Below are 22,755 nucleotides of genomic sequence, written 5' to 3'. Positions count from 1 at the left end.
ATAAAAAAATTAAAGATATATATAATGAAAAAACTAATCATACTATTCATAGCATTTATAACATTAGTAAGTTTAAATGCTTGTTCAGACGATAATTCACCGGTTTTTGTTGCAAAACCAGATGTTGATGGTATAGCATTTACAAACTCTTTTTCGGCTAATTATTTATTGTCAAAATCTACAAAAGAAAATGTAGCGGATCGATTTATTTGGGAATCGGCAGATTTTGGTGTTCCAACAAATATCTCTTATGAACTTCAGTGTTCTATTTATCAAAACTTTTCCACTTTTAAAGTTATTGGTGCTACAAGCGAAAATAATTTGGCGGTTACCGTTGCTAAGTTGTTAGAATTTGCTGAAGATTTAAAACTTGATGATGACCCATTAACGACAAATACAGATGGTTCGGCAAATAATACCGGTCAGGTATATTTTAGAGTAAAAGCTACTGCTGGTACTACTGGTGCTAATGAAACCTTCTCTGCCATACAGCCAATAAGCATTAAATGGATCGAAACTGTTGCTGCAGGAAATACTTGTCCATCACTTTTTGCAGTTGGAGCAGCCTTGACTGATATCGGTTGGAATTTTAAACCTACTGGTGAAATGAAATGTAATAATAATGTTTTACAGGCAAAAGTTAGGTTGACTGCCGGTAATTTTAGATTTTTTCAAGAATCAGGAAATTGGTCATCTGGTTTAAAATACTCTTACTATAAACAACAAGGATATACTATCGATGCTAATTTAGCAGACGCCCTGGATCAGGAAAACTTTAAATTTGTTGGAACTCCGGGGATTTACACCATAACTATTGATAATACCAAAAAGACAATTGTATTAACAGCATCCAGCTCTCTTTGGGCAGTAGGAGGAGCTGTACCTGGTGGCTGGAATTTTAATGCAGTTAGTACTATTGAATTTGTTGAGGCTACTCCAGATATCTGGTCAGCATCTATTACACTATCAAATGATGTTTTCCGATTCTTTCATGCTTTCAATACCTGGGATACTAAAAACAATTATGCTTATTATAAAGATGCCGGTTTTAAAATCAACGCTAATTTAGTAAGTGATGGAAGTGGTGATGCCAATTTTAAATTTACAGCTACACCTGGGAAATATAAATTAACGATTAATGGAGTTGATAAAACAATTACTTTAGAATAAATTTGACATCCGATGAAAAAAACAATCAAATTTTATATCAATATACTTACAGCTCTGGTTTTCTTTAATTTAGCATCTTGTCAAAATGATGCTGGAAGTACAGAAAAAGATCCTGTAGTAACTGTACCAATTACCGAAAATGGTTCTTTTTCAAAAGGAGCCGATGTGGGTTGGTTGTCACAAATGGAAGCAACAGGCTATCAATTTTATGATGCTGATGGAAGCAAAAAAGATTGTCTGCAATTATTGAAAGACCGAGGAATAAATACCATAAGATTACGTGTTTGGGTAAATCCTTCCAATCATAAAATAGACGGACATTGTAGTCCGGCCGAAACCGTTACGATGGCTGTTCGTGCTCAAAAATTAGGAATGCGCATCATGATTGATTTTCATTACAGTGATTCCTGGGCCGATCCCGGAAAACAAACTAAACCCGCTGCCTGGGCAAACCATTCTTTTACGGAACTATTAAATGATGTTTATAAACATACTTTTGATGTTTTGACTTCACTAAAAACGGCTGGAGTAACACCAGAATGGGTGCAGGTGGGTAATGAAATTCCTGACGGTATGTTGTGGCCGGAAGGGAAATCGGCTAATTTTGGTCAGCTTGCACAGCTTTTGAACAAAGGTTATGAGGCTACAAAAGCAGTGAATTCAGCCATCAAAGTAATTGTTCATCTTGATCAGGGAAATGATAATGGAAGATTCAGATGGTTTTTTGATAATGCTAAAGCAAATAATGTAAAGTATGATGTAATTGGGATGTCTTATTATCCATATTGGTTAAAAAGTGATTATAAAGCGACCATTGCCGAATTGCAAAATAATCTAAATGATATGGTTTCCAGATACGGAAAAGAAGTTATGGTTGTTGAGGTTGGTGGTGATTATACCTTAGCCCAAAATACCAAGGATATGTTGACGGCCGTAATTAATGCGGTTAAAAATGTGCCTAATAATAAAGGATTGGGAGTTATTTATTGGGAGCCAGAAGGAGAGAAAAGTTGGAGCGGTTATCAATTGAGTGCATGGCAGTCTAATGGGAAACCATCAACGGCCTTAGATGCTTTTAAAGAATAATTTATTGATAGAATAGCTTAATAAAGTTACATTGAAAAAAGATGAAAATCTTTTTATAATATTAAATAATTAGACAGATTGATAATGAATAAATTGATAAATATTCTAATTGTATTTTTAACAATTACACAAATTTCCTTCTCTCAGGTGAGGACAGTGAGGGAATTGGACGCTAACTGGAAGTTTCAAAAAGGCGATTTCGAAAATGCTCCCCAATCCAATTTTAATGATTCAAAATGGGAAAAAGTGAGCGTGCCTCATGATTGGGCAATTTATGGTCCTTTCGATAAAGAAATAGACAAACAGAGCGTAGCTATTGTTCAAAATGGTGAAAAAGTAGCTTCCGAAAAAACAGGAAGAACAGGTTCTTTGCCTCATATTGGGACAGCCTGGTACAGAAATAAATTTACGATTTCGGCTGCCGAGAAAGGAAAGAAAGTGATTCTGCTTTTTGAAGGTGCCATGAGCGAACCACAAATCTATTTGAACGGGAAAAAGGTGGGCGAATGGGCTTATGGTTACAGCTATTTTTATTTTGATGTAACTGATTTTATCTCAACAGGAGAGAATACCTTGGCAGTAAAATTAACCAACAAGGAGTTTGCTTCACGTTGGTATCCGGGTGCTGGTTTGTATCGAAAAGTAAGCCTTATCATAAAAAATAAGGAAAGTATTGATCAGTGGGGAACTTCAATTACAACACCATTTATTAGCAAGGAGGTTGCTAAAGTAAATGTAAAGACAAAAGCTACTGGCGAAAACGGCTATTTGGTGACGACTATTTTTGGTGCCAATGGGCAAAAACTAAGTTCAGACAAAGTAACTACAAAATTCGGGAATGAATTTGATCAAAATATCAAGGTCGATAATCCCAAGTTGTGGAGTCCTGAAAGTCCTTATTTGTATAAGGCCGTTTCTCAATGGTTTGTTGGAGACGAATTAAAAGATGAGGTTACTACCCGTTTTGGGATTCGCGACATAAAATATGAAGCTAATAAAGGATTTAGCTTAAACGGTGAAGTTAGAAAATTTAAAGGAGTTTGCCTGCACCACGATTTAGGCCCTTTGGGAACAGCAATAAATGTAGCGGCTTTACGTCGTCAATTGACTATTTTAAAAGATATGGGCTGTAATGCTATTCGAAGTTCTCACAACATGCCCTCATTGGAACAACTGGAATTGTGTGACGAAATGGGATTTATGTTTTTAGCTGAAAGTTTTGACGAATGGGCAAAGCCAAAAGTTAAGAATGGATACAATCGATTTTTTGAAGCTTATGCGGAAAAAGACTTGGTTAATTTAATTCATGCCACCAGAAATCATCCTTCTATTGTAATGTGGAGTTCCGGAAATGAAGTTCCAGATCAATGGGGAGAAGCCGGGGTTAAACGTGCCAAATGGTTACAGGAAATTTTCCACAGAGAAGATCCAACAAGACCTGTAACGGTAGGTATGGATCAAGTTAAAGCTACTATGGAATCCGGTTTTGGAGCTTTGTTAGATGTTCCGGGCTTAAATTACAGAGTACATTTGTATGAAGAGGCATTTAAAAAATTTCCACAAGGATTTATTTTAGGTTCTGAAACCGCTTCAACCGTGAGTTCAAGAGGGATTTATAAGTTTCCTGTGGTAAAAGAAAAAAACAAACAATATCCTGACTTCCAGAGTTCATCTTATGATCTGGAAGCCTGTAGTTGGTCTAATGTACCCGATGAAGATTTTGTGTTACAGGATGATAAACCTTGGGTTATAGGCGAATTTGTCTGGACAGGTTTTGATTATTTAGGGGAGCCTACTCCTTATGATGAGAGCTGGCCTTCACGCAGTTCTTATTTTGGGATAAACGATTTGGCAGGTTTGCCTAAAGACCGATTCTATTTGTACAGAAGCCGTTGGAATAAGGAAAAAGAAACCTTGCATATTTTACCACATTGGAATTGGGAAGGACGCGAAGGTCAGGTAACTCCGGTATTTGTGTATACCAATTATGACAGTGCAGAGCTTTTTGTAAATGGTAAAAGTATGGGGATTCAAAAAAAGAATAGCACAACATCTCAAAACAGATATCGTTTAATGTGGATGGATGTTAAATACGAACCCGGAACGCTGAAAGTAGTTGCCTTTGATAAAGACGGAAAAGCAGTTGCCGAAGAGGAAATTCATACTGCCGGAAAAGGGTATCAAATTGTGCTTAACGCTGATAGAAAAACAATACAGGCAGATGGTAAAGACTTGTCTTATGTAACTGTTTCGGTAGTGGATAAAAATGGTATTCCTTGTCCCACAGCAACAGATCAATTGCAATTTAAAGTGAAAGGAAAAGGAGTTTATAGAGCAGCTTGTAACGGGGACGCCACTTCACTGGAACAATTTCATTTGCCAACAATGAAACTATTTAGCGGGAAATTAGTAGTGCTGGTTCAATCGTTAAAAGAAGCCGGAAATATGGAATTAACGGTTAGCGGAAAAGGATTAAAACCAGCCATTTTAAGTATTAATTCTACTAATTAGAATTGATTCATAAAAATTTTAGAACCCCTCTTTTCAGGAATTGGAAAGAGGGGTTTTTTGTGTATCGCTATTTCAGGACTAGACAATTTAAAGAGTCCAATAATGCTAACCGCTTCAGGGGCAAATTTAGAAACGGGAACTATAAAGATTAAATAAGAAATAAAGAGAATTACTAAGTTCACTAAGAAAGTACAACGTACGCAAGATTTCTACTTTTTTGTGGGCTTAGATTACCATCAAATTACAACCACGAATATCCGAATTATCAAAACGTCCCAATACCTCGAAAGAGCCTGCCGGCAGGCAGGCAGGTTGTTGGGGATATTTTTTGCCTAAATCTTGCGTAGCAATAAACGAACAGGAATTGATATTGGCCAAATCGATTACGTTGATTCCGCCAGTTTTTCCTTGTGGAATATAAGTTAACGCATCTTCGGTATCGCGAATTAAGATTTGCATCCAGGAAGGACATTCAAAGACGCCTTCTCCAAGGGAATAAGCTTGCGAAAGCAATTCGGTCATGCCGTACTCCGAATGGATGGCTGAAACGCCAAAACCATTGCGCAATTGTTCGTGTAGTTCTTCACGAATCATTTCTTTGCGCTTGCCTTTCATACCACCAGTTTCCATGATAATGGTGTTTTGGAGGTGGAATTTTTGTTTTTCGATTAAATCGAGTAGAGCATAAGTAACACCAATTAAAATGACATTTTGTCCTGATTCATCTAATTCGATTAATTTTTTAATCAAATCGTCATGATTGTGGAGATAGAAACCACTTTCGGGATGATTGGAAAGTTGGATTAAATCTTCGACCATATAAATCAACGAAGAACCTTCTCTTTCCAAATAAGATGGAAGCAGCGCCAAGACAACATAGTTTTCGATATTTCCATAAAATTCAGCAAAGCCTTTTCGGTAGCTTTCTTCGTAAAGAGTTACGTCGGTTACAAGATGTTTACTGGTAATCATGCCCGTAGTTCCGCTACTGCTAAAGGTAGTTTGAATGGGATTAGTATTAGAAACTACATTGTGGCTTTTGAAAAACTGAATGGGTAAAAAAGGAATTTGTTGTATAGATTTTACCCGTTGTACATCTGTTTTCAAGAAATCGCAAAATTCTTTATACACCAAGTTGTTCTCATATTGAAAACGGAATACTTTCAAAGCTATTTTTTCAAATTGCTTTTGACTCGAAATAGTAAATATATCAGTAGCTGTAATCAAGAATTTTTTTAGCAAAGGTATAAATTATACCGTTTGTTATTTCAAATAAGTCCAATGAAAATTGGACTTAATGAAATATACAACGGCATTATACCACAACAATCGAATTAAAAAACATATTGAAAAACGGTATTAAATGCTTTTTGTTTGGAATAAAAAAAGCTTCAAGTGTTAATTGAAGCTTTTAATGTTATTTTAGGATTTGTATTTTATCTTACAATAAGTTTGCGTGTTGCTGTTGCATTTCCCTCATTAATCTTGATGATATAAACACCAGGCATTAGATTAGATATGTTCAGCTCTCTGGAATTGAGAAGGGTTTGAAGTACTTTTTTTCCCAGAAGGTCAAAAATGATGATTTCTTTTTCGCCATCATTTTTAGTTGAGATGCTTACTCGACCATTGCTTACGGGATTTGGGTACAAATTCAAGCCCTCAATAACAGAGGGAGCGTTGAGGTTAGTTTGCGGCTTATTTTCCTGAGCAGTGATGCTTAGGGAGCAGAAAAAAACCATTAAAATGATACTATAAAAGTAATTTTTTTTCATTAGCTTGATTTTGTGTAGTAAATATACAAAAAATCAAATAGTATGCCAAAAAAAACACCTCTTTAAAAAAGAGGTGTTTGATTAAGTAAAAGAGTTTATCTTTTATGAGTTATTGTATCAAATTTATTCCACCAACAGTAGCCCAAGCTCCTGTAGTAAGTGTTGCTCCAGTTGCAGTTGTACTTGTAGTAAAATAACCAACTGGGAAACTTACAACAATTGCAGAAGTAGCACCAACAGGAAGAGTTTGTGTAGTATTTGTAATTTTTACGTTAGTAAGTTTAATTCTACTAGCATTTACTTGATCAGCATTTGTTGCAGCATCTTGAATTTTTACAGCAGCTCCTTGGTAGATAGTTGAACCTTCAGTGTAGTTTCCATATCCATCGATAATGATATTGTTGTATTCTCCATTTCCTTCTTTTTTAAATTGGAAACAGTCAACTTGTACATCACCAACTACTTCAGGTGTACATCCAGCAATTCTTTTAAGGGTAATTCCGTCTACTTTTGGACCAAAAGCATTATTGTTACTAGAAGCTTCGATTTCCATTCCAAAGTTTCCTTTTGTAACTTGAAGACCATACCAGTTAGTATTTAATTGTCCTCTCCATCCATCTTGCCAGTCAAAAGCATCATCATAATTTCCGTAAGAAATTGCGTTTGTCATACTTACTGTACCACCAAAGAATTCATATCCATCATCAGCTCCTTTGTAAGAAACTAAGTGATCTAATGTTGTTCCTGTACCACAAGCATAGAAAGTGAAACCGTTGTTTTCTTTGTTACCATCTGCTAATTTAGAACCAGCATATTCTACTCTTACATATTTTAATGAACCACCATTGTGAGCAGTATTAGTACCACCATAGTTTAATGAATTTCCATCTTCTGACAATAAACTTGTAAGTCCACCAGCACCTGTTATAGGAGCATCTCCATACATGATAATTCCTCCCCATGATCCTGGAATACCTGATTTTTCAGTAAAAACAATTGGTTCTGATGCAGTACCATTCATAATTGCTTTTCCACCATTTAATACTACAAATGCATTGTCTCCAGTTGCTTTGTCAGCTGTGATAGTAGATCCAGCGTCAAATGTAACTGTAACTCCAGATGCAACTTTTACAATACCTTTTAAAGTATATGTTCCTTTTGCAAAAGTTTTATTGGCTGTAATTGTACCAGTTATTTCGCCTACAACAGGATCTGCAGTTGATGATCCATTGTCATTTGTACAACTAACAAAAATAGTTGATAAAATTGTTAAGCTTAAAATTAATTTTTTCATTTTGTTTTTGTGTTTAAATTTAATAGGACAAATGTATAATTGAGGAAGCAATCTAAAGTTAGCTAATGGTTATACTATAGTTAGTAAAACCTAAATTTTAGATAAACATAATGTTAACTATGTTAATTTAATAAATGAAAAAAGACTGCTTGTTATGGCAGTCTTTAATGATATTATGAGGATGTGTCTGTTTAGAATGTGTATCCGAAGTTTAATGAAAAACCGACTCCTTTTTTGTATTCTTGAATTATATTAGAATCTGCAATAAAGTTTATATTACTATTGTTATTGCTTCCAATGATTTGCTTTCTATTAGGATTTAATATATTGTTTACACCAAATTTTAAAGAATATTTATCAGATATTTTACTTGTCCATACAAAATCGAGTTGTTGTACTGGAAGTTCATAAATATGGTCTAATCCTAAAGAGCCCACACTATAAATTCTTTTTCCGAAAACGGAGTAAACAAGATTTGCAGTGTTGCTCCAATTTTCAGTAAAATTAAATTCATATTTTAAATCGGCATTTGCCAGCCACTTAGAAGCACCTTGTAGTTCTCTTTTTTGATGTGTTTCAGCAGATTCTATTGGATTTCCTGTAGTTCTATCGATAGTGATTGGGTTTACAGTAACATCACTTTTCATTATTGTTGTGTTTAAGCCGATAGAAAATTGATCTAAGCTTGAGCCTAATCTTCCTAAGTCAAGAATTCCTTCAATTTCAATACCGTATAGGTCAGCTTTTTTAGAATTAAGAAATGTCGTGATGTTTCCACCTGCTTCACCTCTAAAAGTTCTTTCGATTGGGTTATCCAGATGTTTAGCAAAAGCACTAATTACAAAAAGCTCTTTACTTGTAGGGAAAAATTCATATTTTAAATCAAAATTTAAGTTGTCGCTATTTACCAAGAAAGGATTTCCTTGTACACTTGTTCCATCACCATTGATGTAAGAAATAGGAATAACTTCCATTGTAACTGGCTTAGTGTAATTTTTAGAAGCTGCAAAACGAAGATTTGCTCTTTCTACTAAAGCATATTTTATATTAATAGCTGGAAGGAAGTAGTTTTTGTCAAATTTCTTTTTGTCAAAAGGATCAGAAAAAGAACCATTAAAGCGGTAATTGATGTCTCTGGTGAATTTTTCAAAACGAACACCACCATTGATTTCCCATTTCTCATTTATTTTGAATAAAAGATTCGAATAGGCAGCATTGGTGTTTTCGTTTAGTTTCGTTTTATAACTAGCATTAGAGTTTTCTTGATAGTTGAAATTTCCTGCTACTAAATCAGATTCTAGTATGCTGTCAATGTCTGAATTTATGTAACCGTTTACAGTTTTATTTGAGTTACTATTTGTCTTTATAAATCGGTACGAAGTACTAGTGTTTGATAAATTTCCGTTGTATCCAAATGAAATCGCATTTTGAGCTTCTTTTCCAAATTTTAAATTATATTCTAATAATCCGGAAACGAATGAATTTCCGTCAATGTCTAAATATTGTCTAATGAAGTTGTTTCCTCCATAGCTCACACTTATATTATTGTTTGAGTCTAAGTTTGATTTAAAAAATTTTCTATCAGGCTGTTGGTAAGATGTTGTTGCAAATGAAACGCCAGCTTTTAGTTTTTGAGTTTCATTATTTCCAATTTTATAATCTGCCAATAATTGTGAGTTAATGTAATCTGATTGGTCTAATTGATTCGTTCTTACTAATACATTTTTATTTTCTAATAATCCGCTAAAAGCTCCTTTTTGATCTTGGATTAAATTATCGGTAGAACGTAAGTAAAACGTGTTAGAGACTAGGTTTAATTTAGTCGTTTTATAGTTTAAATTTAATAATGAAGATACAGCTGTTTTATAATGATACTCTGAATTTATAGTATTGTTGTTGTAAGTTCCATTAGTGTCAAAGGTATTGCTGATACCTTTTAGAATGCTATAGCTGTTTTCTGCATTTAAAGATAATAAATAAGAAAAATGCTTACCCTCGGTCAGATCGAATTTTTCAGAATGTAAGAAATTAATACTTGTGTTTAACGGATTCTTTGTTTCTGAAACGTTCCAGCCTGATTTTAAAGTTTCTAAAGATTCATTTGTAGTTAAAACATGATTAGAAGGAGTGCTTCCTAATGCACTAGATAAGCTTCTGTCGTCTCCTGATAAACCTAATAAGCCTTTTGTGTTTTTGATGTCAGAAGCTAAAAGAAAAGGAGATAAGTTATTGTTTGTGGTATACCCAAAACCGATGTTAAGTTTAGTTTCACTTTTGCTGGTTGTTGAAGTAGCTATATTGAATGTTGCTCCTGCAAAATCTCCTGAAATATTAGTGTTGAAAGTTTTGTAAACATCAATAGCTCCAACAATATCAGTTGAAAATATATCTAAAGGAAGTATTTTTCTATAAGGATTGTTTGAAGGTGCGCTTAGGTTGTTTACTAATAAGTTGTTATAGCGGTCTTCTAATCCTCTAACAAATATACCTCTTGATCCTACTTTAGTTACTCCAGTGATTTTTGTTAATCCTTGCTCCACATTGCTAACTCCTTTTCGGGACATTTCTTGTGCACCAATTGATTGCTTAATCTCCACTGCATTTTTTTGTTCTAATAATAAAGCAGTTTCTTTTTGTCTATTAACAGTAGCTTTTACCACAACATCTTTAAGGGTGAATGCTCCTGAAGACAAAGCTTGATTTATAGTTAGTTTAGCTCCTTCGATTACTTTTACAGGGATTTCTTTAGGTTCGTATCCTACAAAGCTAAACTGAATAATGTAGCTTCCTGGAGTAATAGAAATAGAATATTTTCCGTCAATATCTGTAGTGGCATTAAATTTTGTTCCTTTTATAAGAACATTTGCAAAGGGTAATGTCTCATTATTAGAATCTTTGTCTGTTATTACCCCTGAAATTGTACCTTTACTTTGAGCAAAGCTAATTGTAGTGATAAAAAGTGTTAGAATGAATAATCTAAGTTTCATAATTGATTAAATTTTTTGCAAAGAAATAGCAGCTTTGTAAAGTTCGTGTTAATCGGTTGTTATGATTATGTTGCTCCAGCATTACTAAATTGTTATCTCTTTAAATTACGGTTAACACGGCTTTTATGCTGTTTTTTTATTGTTACATTTACAATCGCAAAAGAAAATTTGCTAGATATGAAAAAGAAAAACACAAAGATCTTATTGGTAGATGACGAACCGGATATTTTAGAGATTGTAGGTTATAACTTAACTCAAGAAGGCTATCAAATTGTAACGGCTTCTAATGGTCGAGAAGCTATTGCTAAAGCCAAAAAGGAATTACCTGATTTAATTATTATGGATGTCATGATGCCAGAAATGGATGGTATGGAGGCTTGTGAAAACATTAGAAACATTCCCGAATTAAGAGACGTAATTATAACATTCCTGACTGCAAGAAGCGAAGACTATTCTCAAGTAGCCGGTTTTGATGCAGGAGCCGATGATTATATTACTAAACCTATTAAGCCAAAGTTGTTAGTAAGTAAAGTGAAAGCCTTGTTGCGAAGATTGAAAGAAACAACAGGGCAAGACAGTGAAACGCTAAATGTAGGAGGAATTGAAATTAATCGTGAAGAATATAAAATAATAAAAGACGATATCGAGATTTCTTTGCCTCGAAAAGAGTTTGAATTGTTTTATCTTCTTGCTTCAAAACCTGGAAAGGTATTTAAAAGAGATGAAATTCTGGATAAGGTTTGGGGTAACGAAGTAGTTGTAGGCGGAAGAACTATTGATGTGCATATTAGAAAACTTCGTGAGAAAATCGGCGATGATCTTTTTAAAACCATTAAAGGAGTAGGTTATAAATTTGAAGTATAGTATTTTTATTCTATTATACTTTAAACATCAAGAAATAAATAAATGAAAATTAGCTTTAAAAAAACCTATAAATTTGCCATCAAATCGGCATTTTACATCAGTCTTTTTTCTACTGGTTTTGTTGTTTTCTTGGCGATAATTATTTTTAAAGCTCCTATTCAAAGTTTATGGGTTTTTGGTATTGTCTTTGTTTTTGCTATTTATCTTTTTTCTTTTTTGGTATTGCAATATCGTGTAGAACGCTTCATTTATAGAAGAGTCAAAAAAATATACGATGATGTTTCTTTATTAGAATCCAGTACTCTAATCAATCAGCCCATTACAACTGATATGGAAACTTTAACCAGAGAAGTTAAGAAGTTTGCAACCGATAAGAAATTGGAAATTGAAATGCTGCAAGTTCGTGAAGAATATCGAAGAGAGTTTCTGGGCAACATTTCACACGAGTTAAAAACACCATTATTTACAGTTCAGGGTTATATCTCCACTTTATTAGATGGAGCGATGGAAGATAAGGCTATTCGAAAAAAATATTTAAAACGTGCCGATAAAGGAGTGGAGCGTCTTATATATATTGTAGAAGATTTGGATATGATTACTAAGTTAGAATCGGGAGATTTGAATTTAGAGATAACCGAATTTGATATTGTTGAATTGATTCGAAATGTATTTGATTTGTTAGAGATGAAAGCCGATAAGAAAAAAATCACTCTGAGCTTTGAAAACGAATATATCCGTCCCAATTTTGTCAAAGCGGATAAAGACCGAATTCAACAAGTTATCGAAAACCTAATTGTGAATTCAATTAAGTATGGTAAAAAAGAAGGTGCTACAGAAGTGGCTGTGGTGAATTTAACCAAAGAAAAAGTTTTAGTTCGAATAAGTGATGACGGCGAAGGAATAGAACAGCAAAATATCCCAAGGCTTTTTGAACGCTTTTATCGTGTGAATAAAAGTGGTTCCAGATCCGAAGGGGGTTCAGGATTAGGACTGGCCATTGTGAAACATATTATCGAAGCTCATAAGGAGAAGATATATGTTGAAAGTGAATTTGGAATTGGTTCTGAGTTTTCATTCACGATTGAAAAAGCAATGAAGGAAAAAGAAATTATATAAGAATTAATTGATGTTTTTTTAGTTTTTAAAGCTTTTAAAAGCTGTGAATTCAAAAAAAAATATAATTTTAGAAATAAAAAAATAAGTTTTTTCTTGTTTATAAGTAAACGATTTAATCACAATTAATTAATATATGGGGTTTTATTCTTACGCAAACATTAATTTATCATCAACATAATGTTGTGTTAACATTAGCTTAACATAGCAAACTGAAATTTGCAAAAAAATTAATCATATAATAAAAATGAAAAAAATTTTATTTGCAGTTTTAGTGATGACATCAGTTTGGACTAATGCGCAAGAGGTTACAAGTGATACTGTTAAAACAGAAAGTGTTGATACTTTGAAAACAGTGGATATCAATCAATTAAAAGAATCTGTAGATGATCATTCAATGAAATTAGCAGGCTTTGAGGAGAAATTTTCGGCTGTAGAATCAGTTGTTAATGAATTATCAAAAATTAAAGTTTCTGGTTATATACAAGCACAATATGAAATGTACGATTCATGGGCTTCTGACGGAACTCAACATGGCGTACTAGTAACGGGATCAGCTTATGAAGACAACTCATTTTACATCAGAAGAGCAAGGATTAAATTTACATATAAACCTATTGATGGTGTGAATTTTGTTTTGCAACCCAACTTTGAAGCACATCAAGTTACTTTAAAAGATGCTTTTGTACAGTTGAATGACCGTTGGTTAAATACCTTCTCTTTATGGGTTGGTCAGTTTAACAGACCAACATATGAGATAGAATATTCTTCTGCATCGAGAGAATTTGCCGAAAGAACTTTGATGACCAGAACGCTTTATCCTACTGAAAGAGATCAGGGAGCTAAATTAGAAGCTGATTTTGTTACAAATTTCGAAATTCCTTTAAAACTACAATTTGCAGTGTTAAATGGTAATTTTGGTGAAGGAGCTTTAGCTAATCAGGCAAAAGACGTTGATAATGGAAAAGATATAATGGCTAGAGCGGTTTATTCTTTGAAATTTCCAAGTAAAGGATTGGGTATTGATTTTGGAGCACATACATATCTAGGAAATACTACTGTAATTGCTCAAACAACTCCTACTCCAACAGTGTTTTCAGATGTGAATAATAACTCATTTACTCCTAATGTAGGAGATAAAATGAAGAAAGAATTGTTTGGTGCAGAGGTACAGATGTATTATGATTTCTTGGGAGGTTTATCTTTAAAAGGAGAATACATTAGAGGAACTTATTCAGGAACAACAAATACTGCTCAGGTTAACACCTTGTTCAATGCTAACAAAGTAAGAAATGTAGAAGGTTATTATGTTTCATTAGTTAAAAATGTAGGTAAGGTAAATGAGGTTTCTTTGAGATATGATGTTTTTGATCCGAACACTAAATTATCAGGAGATGGAGTTAAAACAAAGGATGATTTGAAATACAATACATGGGCATTCGCATGGCAATACTATTTCAATGATTACATTAAAGTAATGGCTTGTTATACATTACCTGTTAATGAAAAATCTCTAAATGCCGGAGCAGATTACATAAAAGATAAACACGATAATATTTTTACACTTAGATTACAGGCTAGATTTTAATAAACAAGAATAATTAAAAAAAAAACAAATAGATGAAAACAAAAAATTTAAAAATCGCAGCAATTTTATTAGTTGTGATGACAGTAGGTTTTTCTTTTACAACAATTAATAAAGTGACCGTAAAAGGGTCTGATACCATGGTTATTTTATCTCAAAAATGGGCTGAAGTATACATGAAGAAAAATCCGGGAGCTTCTATCCAGGTTACTGGTGGTGGATCAGGAGTAGGTTTAGCAGCATTAATTAATGGATCTACAGATATTGCTAATTCAAGTCGTCCTATCAAGTCTTCTGAAGTAGAAAAATTAAAAGCAAGATACAATACTCTTGGTGTTGAAATTCCTTGTGCTAAAGATGGTTTGTCAGTATATTTGAATAAAGCCAATCCAGTTGCATCTTTGACTCTTAAACAAATTGGACAAATTTTCGCTGGTAAAATTACCAACTGGAAAGAAGTAGGTGGTCCAGATGCTTCTATTAAATTATACGGTAGAGAAAGTAGTTCAGGAACTTTTGGTTTCTTTAAAGATAATGTAGTTAAAACAGATTTCTCACCAACTTGTCAAACATTGCCAGGAACAGCTGCAATTGTAAATGCTGTAAAAAAAGATAAATATTCTGTTGGTTACGGTGGAGCAGCTTATGCTGAAGGCGTGAAAGATTGTGCCGTTAAGAAAGACGATAAAAGTCCTGCGATTTTGCCAACAGCAGCTACAATCAAAAATCATAGTTATCCAATTACAAGATACTTGTACATGTACTTGAAATCAAAACCAACTGGTGAAACCAAAGCGTTTGTAGATTGGATTTTGAGTCCTGCAGGTCAAGGTCTTATTGCTGAAGTCGGATATTACCCTTTAAAATAAGAACAAATAAAGTATCCCTCATTTTTTTAAGTGAGGGATATTTGTGTTTATACTATACGAATTCCTAAATAAATAAGATGAATTCCCAATTACCCATCAAACAAACTTTTACCAAGGAAAGCTTAAAAAAGCAATTCAGACTTTCTGAATTTCTAGCCGAAAAAATCATATCGTCGGTAGCTTTTTTGTCTATTGCGATAATTTTCTTGATTTTCTTTTTCGTTTTCAAAGAATCATTGCCATTGTTTAGTTTTGGAAATGATGCTAAAGCTAAAACAGAAATTCAAACCACAACTGGTGATAAACCCGAATCATACGGAACAATTACGGAGGATTTGAAACCTGAATCCTATGGTTCAGAAACAACCGAAGAATTAAAACCCGAATCATACGGAACGGAAACTACAGAGGAATTAAAACCTGAGTCTTATGGTTCTGAGCCTGTTTCTAATGATGATTTGAAACCGGAAGCCTATGGAGATACACCAAAAGAAGATTTGTCTGTTGCTTCATCTGATGAAACAATGGATGCTGTTTCTGAAAATGTAGATGGGGCAGATAGAACCTGGGATACTTTTCTTTCTACAGAATGGATTCCTGTGTCAGATAATCCGCGTTTTGGATTAATGGCTTTATTAATTGGTACTTTAAAAGTAACTATAATTTCAATGCTTATTGCGGGGCCACTAGCTATTTTAGCAGCGGTTTACACTTCTTGTTTTGCTTCTAATAGAAGAAAGGAAATCATAAAACCGATTATCGAAATGCTAGCTGCTTTTCCATCAGTGGTAATTGGATTTTTTGCCATGATGGTCTTGGCTACTTTTTTTCAGGATGTTTTTGGATATGATTCAAGATTGAATGCTTTTATTGGTGGTGTGGCGATGGCATTGGCAGCGATTCCTATTGTTTATACAATTTCAGAAGATGCCTTGTCGGCAGTTCCGAAAACCTATTCAGAGGCTAGTTTAGCACTTGGAGCAAGTAAATCACAAACTGCATTTTTGGTAACTTTACCAGCGGCAACTCCCGGAATATTTGCAGCTTTGTTATTAGGTGTCGGAAGAGTTTTTGGAGAAACTATGATTGCTCTTATGGCAACAGGTAATGCAGCTTTGGTATCTGTAAATCCATTTGAGAGTGTTCGAACTTTTGCGGCAACTATCGGTTCAGAAATGGCTGAAACTGTTTTTGGAGAAACACATTATAGTGTGTTATTTTTCATTGGTTCTTTACTTTTTATTTTTTCTTTTGCATTAAATGCAATTGCAGAATTTTATGTTAAAGGCAGATTAATCAAAAAATTTCAAGGTAAATAAATCATGAATAAAGTAATTAGTGACTTAGAAAATTCTTTTTTTACATCTAAAAAAAGGAATGAAGATATAAAAGGGAAATTGGTTATTGGACTGACCCAGATAGCGGTTCTTTTAATCATTGCCATCTTATTTATAATTCTTGGAATTATTATTTATCAAGGTCGTGAAAAATTCTCATGGGAATTTATAAGTTCCTTTCCAACGGATGGAATGACCAAAGGAGGGATTTTCCCCGCTTTGATAGGAACTTTTATTTTGGTTGTTGTCATGTCGATAGCGGCAGTTCCTTTTGGAACAATAACTGCTATTTATTTGACGGAATATGCACGCGAAAATTCTAAGTTTGCTGCAGCAGTTCGTTTTTCTATACGAACTTTAGCAGTAGTGCCGTCTATTATTTTTGGTCTTTTCGGATTGGGATTTTTTATTCAATTTGTTGGAGGAGGTATTGATAAAACTTTTAATGGAGGAGAATTGCATTGGGGACAACCTAATATTATTTGGGCAAGTCTTACAATGGCATTGCTAACTTTGCCGGTTATTATTGTTTCTGTTGAAGAAGCCTTGAAAACAATTCCAAGAGAATTACGCGAAGCCAGTTTAGCTTTAGGTGCAACAAAATGGCAAACCATTAGAAAAGTAGTTTTTCCGGGATCTATTTCAGGAATTATGACTGGAACTATTTTGGCTGTTAGTAGAGGAGCAGGAGAAGTAGCACCAATCTTGTTTACCGGAGCGGCTTATTATTTAGCCACTTTACCAAAATCTTTAAGTGATCAATTTATGAATTTGGGTTACCATGTTTATATTATGTCAACCCAATCTTCGGATGTTGAGAAAACAATGCCGATTCAGTTTGCTACTACATTAGTCTTATTAATTCTGACATTATCATTAAATTTAGTAGCTGTAGTAATCAGATCAAGAATTAGAAGAAGAGCAAAATAATTTTATTCAACAAAAAATATTATTTTAGAAGTAACAAAAATAAAATGAAAGATATAAAAATACAGGTTAATGATTTGTCATTATACTACGGAGAAAAAAAGGCATTAAAAGAAATTTCGATGCAGATTCCAGCCAATAAAGTGACTGCTTTGATTGGGCCTTCCGGCTGTGGTAAATCTACTTTTTTGAGATGTATAAACCGAATGAATGATTTAATTCCGAGTGTTTCCATTACAGGAGAGATGCTTGTGGAAGGAGTGGATATCTATGATAAGAATGTAGATGTGGTGAATATTAGAAAAAAGATTGGGATGGTTTTTCAAAAATCAAATCCTTTTCCGAAATCTATTTATGAAAATGTAGCCTATGGTCCGAGAATTAATGGATTAAAAGATAAAGGACAATTAGACGAAATAGTGGAGACTTCTTTGCGTCAAGCGGCTATTTGGGATGAATTAAAAGACCGATTGGATGATTCAGCTTTAGGCCTTTCGGGAGGTCAGCAACAACGTTTGTGTATTGCTCGAACTTTGGCGGTAAGCCCGGATATTATTTTGATGGATGAGCCTGCGAGTGCATTAGACCCTATTTCTACTTCTAAAATTGAAGAATTGGTTCATGAGTTGAAAGAACAATACACCATTATAATTGTTACCCACAACATGCAACAAGCAGCTAGAACAAGTGATCATACCGCTTTCTTTTATATGGGTGAATTGATTGAAATGGGAAAGACAAATGATATTTTCACTAAACCGGAGAAAAAACAAACGGAAGATTACATCACAGGTAGATTTGGATAATATTTTAAATTGGTATAAATTCATATTATCATAATTAATTATATCCATTTACTTTTAAATTTTAAAAATATAAATATGGCATCACACTTTGAAATAGAACTTGAAAAACTTAAAAATGTAATTATAAAAATAGGGAATCTTGCTGAAAATCAGTTAGGTGAGGCGGTAAAGGCATTGCTTTATGAGCCAGCAGCTGAATCCAAAGAGGTGAAGAAGACGGAAGCTAAAATTGATAAATTGGATGTTAAAATTGATGAAATTTGTCAAAGTATTTTTGCATTACAGCAGCCTGTTGCTTCCGATTTACGATTCATTATGGCTTCGATGCAAATTAGTAATGAGATCGAGCGCATTGGAGATTTGGCTATTAGTGTAATCAAGAACTCAAAAAACATAAAAGAGAAACATGACTTAATTGCTAAGTTTAGTATTGCTGATTTAGCCAGACAAGTTGAGATTATAACTGTGAAAATGAATGAATGTTTTATCGATAGAAGTGAAACTACTATTGGTGAGATTTTTGTTTTGAATAATAGTATTAAAACTAGTAGTGACGATATTATTCATAATCTTATGAATGAAATGAAAATCAATTCTAAGGTTGTGGTTTCAGGTATGAATCTAGTCTTGGTAATAAAACATTTAGAGCGTATTTCTGAGCATTGTACTAATATAGCTGAACACATTCATTTTATGATTAAAGCTAAGATTATCAAACATGAAAAGTTTGATGATAGACAGTAGTAGTTTAATGTGTTAATTAAAAAAAGCTAGATTTTTCAATAGAAGAATCTAGCTTTTTTGTGAATAGGAAAGTGGTTCTATATCTCTATTCCTGAATTTGTATTTTAAATTTATAGGTACTTACTGTTGTAATACCATTTAGAATTATAAAACAGTTTTTTGTTTACCTCACCCCAGCCCTCTCCACACGAGCGAAAGCGAACTGGCGAAGCAAAGGAGAGGGAGTTGGAAAATCGGAAAATTTTATATTTCTAAATGGTATAGTTGAATGCTTAGTTTGTGGGCTATTTCAATGTTTCCATCTCCTTTGACTAATATCCGAAATTCCTCTTAGATAGTTTATCCAAAAGATTCACACTAATTGACCATATTTAGTCATGGTTGGTTAGTGTTTCTTTTTTAAAATACATTGAATATTTCGGACCAATTTAAATTGGATTTTATTTCAGAAAGTCCTTTGTAACTGCTTATTTCATTTAGATCATTAATTGAAAAACGATCTTGTTCAGCAAAAGGGACAAGGCCTTCTTTTTTTAATTTTTTAGCTAAATATTCTTGTTCGTATTGTCCGGGTGTAGGAATGAAAAAAGCTTTCTTATTCAATTTTGATAAATCCATAATAGAGGTGTATCCTGAACGGCAAAGGATGATATTGCTTTCATTGAAAGCCTGTTCTAGCTGACGACTGTGCATGAAATTATAAAAAGTAACAGAGTCTATTTGTTCCTTTTTCTGCTCTTTTTCTATAATTCCTTTTACAAAAATAATGTTCCCATTGTAAAGAGCAATCTCTTTTTTTAGTTTTTCTTCCAGCATTCCTCGTTGCGGTTCAGGTCCCGAAAGAATAATCATTAAGTCGTACTTTTTTTCAAGCTTCTTAGAATGCATTCGACTCAATGGGCCAATGTATTTTATGTTTAAATCATGATTTTTTAAATGACTTAATTCACCCGCTAAATTAGGAGTGTCCGCAGTGTCGGGAATCCAACATTCGGTATACTTTTTAATAATGTTTTGATGTAAAAGACTGCTTAACCAGGTGGTGTTTCCAGTCATTACGTTAAGTTGGTGAGTAATAAATATCGAAGGCACTTTTTTATTGTATACTCCAAGTCTATTGTCAGAAATGATGCCGTCTATATCGTGTTTCTTAATCCATTTTTTCACTAATTTTTTTTCTTCTAAAATGGCTTCAATCATTTTTGGACAATTCTTGAGGAGTTTCCATTTGAAATTTTTACCGTTTTTGGCATATTCTATTTCGTAGGATGGTAGTTCAAGAAATTTTAAATAAGGAAATTCTTTTTTTAATAAGTCCAAAGCAATTCCGTCTGAGGCAATAATAGGGATAAAATTATTGTCTTGTAAGGCTTTAATAATGGGGATACAGCGCGTTGCATGTCCTAAACCCCAGTTTAATGGAGCGACTAAAATTGTTTTGCTAGGAGAATTTAAATTCATTTTTTTTAAATCATTTTAATGATAAAAATAACTAAACAAAGTTTTTGCAAACTTGCCTATGAATTATTAAACTATTAAGTTATTATTTCCTAATGTAATAATTAAAAAGTGATTAGTAAAAAAAAAAGACACTGTCGTTTATTGTTAAACAACAGTGTCTTTTATGAAAATATTTAATAGAAAAACTTAGTTCTCTTTGGTAACAATTTGCATAGTTTCAGTACCTAATTGTTTCAATAGAACTGTTTTTCCTTCAACAACTGTTTGAGCAGCAGTGTCATTAAAATGTCTAATAGTGTATAAAGTAACATTTTCGTTGTAGCCTACTTTGAATTTTTTTGCTAAAATAGCAAGAAGGTCTTTATAGTTGCCAAATTTGTCTTCAACACATACAGAAAAACTGATAGCCGAGTTTTGAATTAAGTTTACCTTAATTTTAAATTCGTGAAACAAACCAAATATTTCACTGATGTTTTCTTCCATAATGAATGAAAAATCAATAGAAGAAAGTGAAATCAATAATTGCTCTCTTTTAACAATGAAACAAGGCATGAATGGCTCCAGAGTTGCTCCTTTACTTACAACAGTTCCTTTTAATAAAGGGTTGATAAATGATTTTACGTGTAAAGGAATTTCCTTTTTTTGCAGTGGTTGTAATGTTTTTGGGTGGATAACCGTTGCACCGTAAAAAGCTAATTCAATTGCTTCTCTGTATGAGATTTGGTTTAACAAACTAGCGTTTTCAAAATACCTTGGATCAGCATTCATTACTCCAGGAACATCTTTCCAGATAGTAACACTTTCGGCATTTAAGCAATAAGCAAAAATAGCTGCAGTATAATCAGAACCTTCACGACCTAAGGTTGTAGTGAAATTGTTTTCGTCAGAACCTAAGAATCCTTGTGTGATGTGTAATGTTTTTGATTTGAAATTGTTAGCAATATTGCTTTGAGTCAATTCCCAATCTACTTCTGCATCTCTATAATTAGCATTCGTTTTAATGTAGTTACGCACATCAATCCATTCTGTTTTAATGCCCATGAAACTCATAAAACGACTTAAGATTGTAGTCGAAATCAATTCACCATAACTTACAATTTGATCGTAAACAAAGTTGTAATTTGGAGATTTGTTATGCGATAAAAAATATTCTAAATCAGTAAAAAGATTGTTTACAGCTTCAAATACCTCATGTTTATCGTCTTCGAATAAATCTAATAAAATTTGATTGTGGTATTTTTTAATTTCTTGTACTGATGCGTTAAGTTCAGCCGATTTTTCAAAATAGTTTTTAATTACTAATTCCAGCGCATTGGTTGTTTTTCCCATTGCCGAAACCACTAATAATACATCCTCATAACCTGCTTTTTGTAAAACGTCGTATACGTTTCTTATTCCGGCAGCATCTTTTACTGATGCTCCACCAAATTTAAATACTTTCATTTTAAACTAAGATTTCAGACTTCAGATTTCAGATTTGTCGCTGAAAACTTTAAAGTCGTTATTTATATTTATTATTTTCTAATTTTTATTTTTTGGATGTGAAAGAAGCCTACGCATTTCCAGTTTCGTCTCTCTCTCCTTTGCTTCGCCAGTTCGCTTTCGCTCGTGTGGAGAGTGCTGGGGTGAGGATTTTTACTTCAATTTATTCTCGATGAAATCGGCAATTCCTGCTTCATCCATTTGAGCAACGTGCCATTCTTTTAACACTTTGGCTCCTGTTTTTTCGTAAAAATCAATTGCTGGTGTATTCCAGTCTAGTACATTCCAATCAATTCTTCTTAGCTTGTCTTTTTGAGCTTGCTTGATAATCTCAGAATATAAGGCATAACCCACTCCTTTACCTCGCATATTGTTTTTGACTACCAAATCTTCGAGATGGATTATCTTTCCTTTCCAGGTAGAATATCGGTAATAGTAAAATGCAATTCCTACAATCTCTGAATCTATCTCGGCAACAAAAACGTGAAATAATGGTTGGTCTCCAAAACCATCTCGAATCAAATTTTCCTCTGTAACTTTGACAGCATCGGGCTCTTTTTCAAATTCTGCTAACTCTTGAATTAGACCTAAAACGGCCTTCATGTCTTCCTTTTCACCTACTCTAATATTCATATATTCGTATTATTAAGGTTTAAAATTTAACAATAAGGCTTTTTGAAATTCTATTAAGCTGCTAATTGTTAGCAAATATACAATACTGACAAACTTAGTAAGTTTTATTGA

18 protein-coding genes are annotated in these 22,755 nt (G+C 33.4%); 11 read left to right on the top strand and 7 right to left on the bottom strand.

Annotated features, from left to right (window positions below):
- The first annotated feature begins 24 nt into the window (after positions 1 to 24).
- The 3 genes from GTZ96_RS02835 (at position 25) to GTZ96_RS02825 (ending at position 4,767) form a co-directional block, all read left to right on the top strand.
- Positions 25 to 1,170, top strand: coding sequence for a SusE domain-containing protein (locus GTZ96_RS02835; RefSeq protein ID WP_161641074.1), 1,146 nt, complete (start codon positions 25 to 27; stop codon positions 1,168 to 1,170).
- Between the two features lie 12 nt (positions 1,171 to 1,182).
- Entirely contained in the window at positions 1,183 to 2,256 is a 1,074-nt protein-coding gene (locus tag GTZ96_RS02830; RefSeq protein ID WP_161641073.1) for a glycoside hydrolase family 53 protein, read from the top strand.
- A gap of 84 nt (positions 2,257 to 2,340) precedes the next feature.
- Entirely contained in the window at positions 2,341 to 4,767 is a 2,427-nt protein-coding gene (locus GTZ96_RS02825; protein WP_161641072.1) for a DUF4982 domain-containing protein, read from the top strand.
- A 225-nt stretch (positions 4,768 to 4,992) separates the two neighbouring features.
- On the opposite strand, the gene GTZ96_RS02820 is transcribed toward GTZ96_RS02825, so the two are convergent.
- The 4 genes from GTZ96_RS02820 to GTZ96_RS02805 all read right to left on the bottom strand — a co-directional run bounded on the left by GTZ96_RS02820 (position 4,993) and on the right by GTZ96_RS02805 (position 10,823).
- Positions 4,993 to 5,994: a LuxE/PaaK family acyltransferase gene (locus tag GTZ96_RS02820; RefSeq protein WP_181033132.1), complete on the bottom strand. Its 1,002-nt coding sequence runs from the start codon at positions 5,992 to 5,994 to the stop codon at positions 4,993 to 4,995.
- Positions 5,995 to 6,203: 209 nt separating this feature from the next.
- Complete coding sequence (locus GTZ96_RS02815) at positions 6,204 to 6,542, bottom strand: T9SS type A sorting domain-containing protein (RefSeq protein WP_161641071.1); 339 nt, start codon at positions 6,540 to 6,542, stop codon at positions 6,204 to 6,206.
- A gap of 109 nt (positions 6,543 to 6,651) precedes the next feature.
- On the bottom strand, positions 6,652 to 7,836 hold the full coding sequence (locus tag GTZ96_RS02810; RefSeq protein ID WP_161641070.1) for a hypothetical protein: 1,185 nt from the start codon (positions 7,834 to 7,836) through the stop codon (positions 6,652 to 6,654).
- A gap of 191 nt (positions 7,837 to 8,027) precedes the next feature.
- Entirely contained in the window at positions 8,028 to 10,823 is a 2,796-nt protein-coding gene (locus tag GTZ96_RS02805) for a TonB-dependent receptor (RefSeq protein ID WP_161641069.1), read from the bottom strand.
- Between the two features lie 177 nt (positions 10,824 to 11,000).
- On the opposite strand from GTZ96_RS02805, the gene GTZ96_RS02800 reads away from it, so the two are divergent.
- The 8 genes from GTZ96_RS02800 (at position 11,001) to phoU (ending at position 19,068) form a co-directional block, all read left to right on the top strand.
- Positions 11,001 to 11,687 carry a response regulator transcription factor gene (locus GTZ96_RS02800; RefSeq protein ID WP_161641068.1) on the top strand — a complete coding sequence of 229 codons (687 nt, stop codon included), beginning with the start codon at positions 11,001 to 11,003 and terminating at the stop codon, positions 11,685 to 11,687.
- 42 nt (positions 11,688 to 11,729) lie between these two features.
- Positions 11,730 to 12,803: a sensor histidine kinase gene (locus GTZ96_RS02795; RefSeq protein ID WP_161641067.1), complete on the top strand. Its 1,074-nt coding sequence runs from the start codon at positions 11,730 to 11,732 to the stop codon at positions 12,801 to 12,803.
- Positions 12,804 to 13,047: 244 nt separating this feature from the next.
- The gene (locus tag GTZ96_RS02790; protein ID WP_161641066.1) at positions 13,048 to 14,388 is read left to right on the top strand and encodes a porin; all 1,341 of its coding nucleotides are present in this window, start codon (positions 13,048 to 13,050) and stop codon (positions 14,386 to 14,388) included.
- 32 nt (positions 14,389 to 14,420) lie between these two features.
- Positions 14,421 to 15,254: a PstS family phosphate ABC transporter substrate-binding protein gene (locus GTZ96_RS02785; protein ID WP_161641065.1), complete on the top strand. Its 834-nt coding sequence runs from the start codon at positions 14,421 to 14,423 to the stop codon at positions 15,252 to 15,254.
- A gap of 77 nt (positions 15,255 to 15,331) precedes the next feature.
- Positions 15,332 to 16,573, top strand: coding sequence for a phosphate ABC transporter permease subunit PstC (gene pstC, locus GTZ96_RS02780; protein WP_161641064.1), 1,242 nt, complete (start codon positions 15,332 to 15,334; stop codon positions 16,571 to 16,573).
- A 3-nt stretch (positions 16,574 to 16,576) separates the two neighbouring features.
- A complete protein-coding gene (gene pstA / locus GTZ96_RS02775; RefSeq protein WP_161641063.1) occupies positions 16,577 to 17,521 on the top strand; it encodes a phosphate ABC transporter permease PstA in 945 nt (314 codons plus the stop codon).
- 44 nt (positions 17,522 to 17,565) lie between these two features.
- The gene (pstB, locus tag GTZ96_RS02770; RefSeq protein WP_161641062.1) at positions 17,566 to 18,324 is read left to right on the top strand and encodes a phosphate ABC transporter ATP-binding protein PstB; all 759 of its coding nucleotides are present in this window, start codon (positions 17,566 to 17,568) and stop codon (positions 18,322 to 18,324) included.
- A 75-nt stretch (positions 18,325 to 18,399) separates the two neighbouring features.
- Positions 18,400 to 19,068 (top strand): phosphate signaling complex protein PhoU, encoded by a 669-nt coding sequence (gene phoU / locus GTZ96_RS02765; RefSeq protein WP_161641061.1) that lies wholly within the window; start codon positions 18,400 to 18,402, stop codon positions 19,066 to 19,068.
- Positions 19,069 to 19,467: 399 nt separating this feature from the next.
- Here the strand turns inward: phoU and GTZ96_RS02760 are convergent, their stop codons facing one another.
- The 3 genes from GTZ96_RS02760 to GTZ96_RS02750 all read right to left on the bottom strand — a co-directional run bounded on the left by GTZ96_RS02760 (position 19,468) and on the right by GTZ96_RS02750 (position 22,644).
- Entirely contained in the window at positions 19,468 to 20,529 is a 1,062-nt protein-coding gene (locus GTZ96_RS02760) for a glycosyltransferase (RefSeq protein ID WP_161641060.1), read from the bottom strand.
- A 186-nt stretch (positions 20,530 to 20,715) separates the two neighbouring features.
- Positions 20,716 to 21,972, bottom strand: coding sequence for an aspartate kinase (locus GTZ96_RS02755; protein ID WP_161641059.1), 1,257 nt, complete (start codon positions 21,970 to 21,972; stop codon positions 20,716 to 20,718).
- Positions 21,973 to 22,164: 192 nt separating this feature from the next.
- Positions 22,165 to 22,644 carry a GNAT family N-acetyltransferase gene (locus tag GTZ96_RS02750; protein ID WP_161641058.1) on the bottom strand — a complete coding sequence of 160 codons (480 nt, stop codon included), beginning with the start codon at positions 22,642 to 22,644 and terminating at the stop codon, positions 22,165 to 22,167.
- Between the last annotated feature and the right edge of the window lie 111 nt (positions 22,645 to 22,755).

This window comes from Flavobacterium undicola (assembly GCF_009909155.2).
Lineage (GTDB): Bacteria > Bacteroidota > Bacteroidia > Flavobacteriales > Flavobacteriaceae > Flavobacterium > Flavobacterium undicola.
The sequence above is the reverse complement of the archived record's forward strand: the minus strand, read 5'-3'. Positions and strand labels throughout refer to the sequence as shown.